This is a genomic window from Wenyingzhuangia marina, assembly GCF_900130035.1.
In the GTDB taxonomy this organism is placed as follows: Bacteria; Bacteroidota; Bacteroidia; order Flavobacteriales; family Flavobacteriaceae; genus Wenyingzhuangia; species Wenyingzhuangia marina.
Genome location: NZ_FQXQ01000010.1, coordinates 3,688 through 5,586 on the forward strand (window position 1 = coordinate 3,688; position 1,899 = coordinate 5,586).

Here is a 1,899-nt window from a genome sequence, read left to right on the forward strand (position 1 = left end):
TTAGTAGTCTCGGGCAGACTCGAACTGCCGACCTCTACATTATCAGTGTAGCGCTCTAACCAGCTGAGCTACGAGACTCAATATGTGATTGTATTTATATTATAAAAATTAACAGCTAATTAAAAAGTAAAAAGATTCTTCATAACATTCATCTCTTTTCTCTAGAAAGGAGGTGTTCCAGCCGCACCTTCCGGTACGGCTACCTTGTTACGACTTAGCCCTAGTTACCAGTTTTACCCTAGGCGGCTCCTTGCGGTGACCGACTTCAGGCACCCCCAGCTTCCATGGCTTGACGGGCGGTGTGTACAAGGCCCGGGAACGTATTCACCGCATCATGGCTGATATGCGATTACTAGCGATTCCAGCTTCATGGAGTCGAGTTGCAGACTCCAATCCGAACTGTGATAATGTTTGAAGATTCGCATCTTGTCGCCAAGTAGCTGCCCTCTGTCATTACCATTGTAGCACGTGTGTAGCCCAGGACGTAAGGGCCGTGATGATTTGACGTCATCCCCACCTTCCTCACGGTTTGCACCGGCAGTCTCTCTAGAGTCCTCAGCTTAACCTGTTAGCAACTAAAAATAGGGGTTGCGCTCGTTATAGGACTTAACCTGACACCTCACGGCACGAGCTGACGACAACCATGCAGCACCTTGTAAGAAGTCCGAAGAAATAGCTATCTCTAACTAATGCATCCTACATTTAAGCCCTGGTAAGGTTCCTCGCGTATCATCGAATTAAACCACATGCTCCACCGCTTGTGCGGGCCCCCGTCAATTCCTTTGAGTTTCAATCTTGCGACCGTACTCCCCAGGTGGGACACTTATCACTTTCGCTTAGTCACTGAATTAATCCAACAACTAGTGTCCATCGTTTACGGCGTGGACTACCGGGGTATCTAATCCCGTTCGCTCCCCACGCTTTCGTTCCTCAGCGTCAGTCAATACGTAGTAGACTGCCTTCGCAATCGGTATTCTATGTAATATCTATGCATTTCACCGCTACACTACATATTCTATCTACTTCCATATGACTCAAGACTAACAGTATCAAAGGCAGTTCAACAGTTAAGCTGCTGGATTTCACCTCTGACTGATTAGCCCGCCTACGAACCCTTTAAACCCAATGATTCCGGATAACGCTTGGACCCTCCGTATTACCGCGGCTGCTGGCACGGAGTTAGCCGGTCCTTATTCGTATGGTACCGTCAAATAATTACACGTAACTATAGTTCTTCCCATATAAAAGAAGTTTACAACCCATAGGGCAGTCATCCTTCACGCGGCATGGCTGGTTCAGAGTTGCCTCCATTGACCAATATTCCTCACTGCTGCCTCCCGTAGGAGTCTGGTCCGTGTCTCAGTACCAGTGTGGGGGATCTCCCTCTCAGGACCCCTACCTATCGATGTCTTGGTAAGCCGTTACCTTACCAACTAACTAATAGGACGCATAGCCATCTTAAACCGATAAATCTTTAATTATAAATCCATGCGAATCTATAACACTATGGGATATTATTCCACGTTTCCATGGGGTATCCCCCTGTTTAAGGTAGGTTCTATACGCGTTACGCACCCGTGCGCCGGTCGTCAGCAAATTGCAAGCAATTCCTGTTACCCCTCGACTTGCATGTGTTAGGCCTGCCGCTAGCGTTCATCCTGAGCCAGGATCAAACTCTTCATCGTTAATATTTTTATCTACATCTCTGTAGATCGTATTTGATGATGCTCAAAAAAATCTCACGAACTTAATCATGTAATTTTACTTTCTAATTTTACGCTGTCAATTTCAATATTCTCAATGAACTTCACGCATCGCGTGTCTTGTTTTCACTAACTCAGTTATGAGTTAACAACCTAGCTGCTTCGCTAAGCGGATGCAAATATAAGAACTTTATTT

Annotated in this window: 1 tRNA gene and 1 rRNA gene; both read right to left on the reverse strand. The window is 46.0% G+C overall.

The window, feature by feature from the left end:
• Positions 1-4 precede the first annotated feature (4 nt).
• Positions 5-78 (reverse strand) — tRNA-Ile (locus BUB70_RS13955).
• 87 nt (positions 79-165) lie between these two features.
• Positions 166-1,685: ribosomal RNA gene (locus tag BUB70_RS13960) — 16S ribosomal RNA — on the reverse strand.
• Positions 1,686-1,899: the final 214 nt, after the last annotated feature.